We start from the raw sequence: 1445 nt of genomic DNA on the forward strand, positions 1-1445 counted from the left end.
TTTTCCCAATGATACATAGCGGATTTTTTCACGGTCTGGATCAGGTCAAGCGGTTTTTGGTTGCCTGTGATATCTGAAGATGTAAATTTAGGGCGAGTTTGGTTATGCTGTATATCAGCCATCATCGTTACTCCGTATAACGGTTGTTGGTCAGACGCCTCAGATGTGTTGCTGCACACTGGGGCGTTGTTTTTTTATGTTACGTTTCTTATGTCATTTTCTTTAGGTGTTATGCCGCTCGTGATTCAGCGATACGTTGCGCAATCCAGTTATCAATTTCTGATTCAATAAAGGCGATTGAGCGAGAACCCAGTTTGACCTGTTTCGGAAATTCTCCGGCACTAATCAGTTTGTAGATCCACGCCTTGCTATAACCCGTCCTGCGTTGAACTTCCGGCAAACGAATAAGATTTTCCTTCGACGCTGTCATTGTCATATTTTTTCTCCTGTTACCGAGTCCTTGAGCGCTCATCGTGGACGTTGTTTGATGACAGGCGGATTATTTAAAAAGCAAGACTAAATAAACAGCGTTAAATGTTTTTCCGATTTGTTGAATTAATTTTTTTAGGAACTTCTACCTTTTCATCGATATTCTGTATAAAAATCATACTTTGCTGGCACTGCCAACAAAGTATGAAAAATCACCGCTTCTTTACGCCCTTTTGCCAAATTTTCCGATCAGCACATTTTCGCCTCGTTCCAACATCTCCATATGATCCGCATACCATTGCAGCATTTCCCGTCGACCATCCAGATATTGCGCGTGGTTGTAAGTACCCCGGATACTGTTCTTGTCAACATGAGCAAGCTGAGTTTCAATCCAAGCTGTGTTATAGCCCTGTTCATGCAGGATGGTACTCATGGTATGGCGGAAACCGTGTCCTGTGGCCCTGCCGTCATAACCAATACGCTTAATAACCTGATTGATGGCTGCCTCACTCATCGGTTTACCCGCATCGTTACGACCGGGGAAAACGTATTTCCCGCGCCCTGTAATTTCGTGCAGCTTAATAAGAATGGCTTTAACCTGATTTGATAATGGAACGATGTGAGGGCGGCGCATTTTCATTCGCTCAGCGGGAATTTGCCAGAGATCGTTATCGAAATCGAATTCAGTCCATTCCGATTCTCTCAGCTCGATAGTGCGCACTCCGGTCAACATCAGCATACGTGTTGCTGATTGAGTAACCTGTGCTGCGAAAAATGGAGCAACGCGGTGTTTTGGATAAATTGAAAAAAACTAGACAGGCGTGTCGGCAAATTTTCACCTATGCCGTTATTACCGGACGAGCAGAGTTCAACCCCGTTACTGATCTTGCCAGCGCACTCAAAGCGCCCAAGCAAAAACACTTCCCACACCTTTTAGCCGACCAGATGAATGATTTCCTCATCGCTTTGAGTAATTATAGTGGCAGTCAGGTTACGCAATCAGCAACACGTATGCT

At 44.5% G+C, this 1445-nt stretch carries 1 protein-coding gene and 2 pseudogenes; 1 reads left to right on the forward strand and 2 read right to left on the reverse strand.

All coding sequences use genetic code 11. From position 1 onward, the window contains the following. Positions 1–229 precede the first annotated feature (229 nt). Positions 230–436, reverse strand: a complete 207-nt coding sequence (locus tag AAC147_RS05875) for a helix-turn-helix transcriptional regulator (protein WP_047685965.1) — start codon at positions 434–436, stop codon at positions 230–232. A gap of 216 nt (positions 437–652) precedes the next feature. Then, positions 653–1189, reverse strand: a pseudogene (locus AAC147_RS05880) (tyrosine-type recombinase/integrase); the annotation flags it as partial. Positions 1190–1191: 2 nt separating this feature from the next. On the opposite strand from AAC147_RS05880, the pseudogene AAC147_RS05885 reads away from it, so the two are divergent. Next, positions 1192–1445: pseudogene (locus tag AAC147_RS05885) on the forward strand (phage integrase central domain-containing protein); the annotation flags it as partial.

This window comes from Xenorhabdus sp. NBAII XenSa04, from assembly GCF_963866145.1.
Lineage (GTDB): Bacteria > Pseudomonadota > Gammaproteobacteria > Enterobacterales > Enterobacteriaceae > Xenorhabdus > Xenorhabdus indica.

Coding starts and splice junctions, on each gene's coding strand:
- AAC147_RS05875 (WP_047685965.1), bottom strand. CDS start 436: ATGACAATGACAGCGTCGAAGGAAAATCTTATTCGTTTGCCGGAAGTT.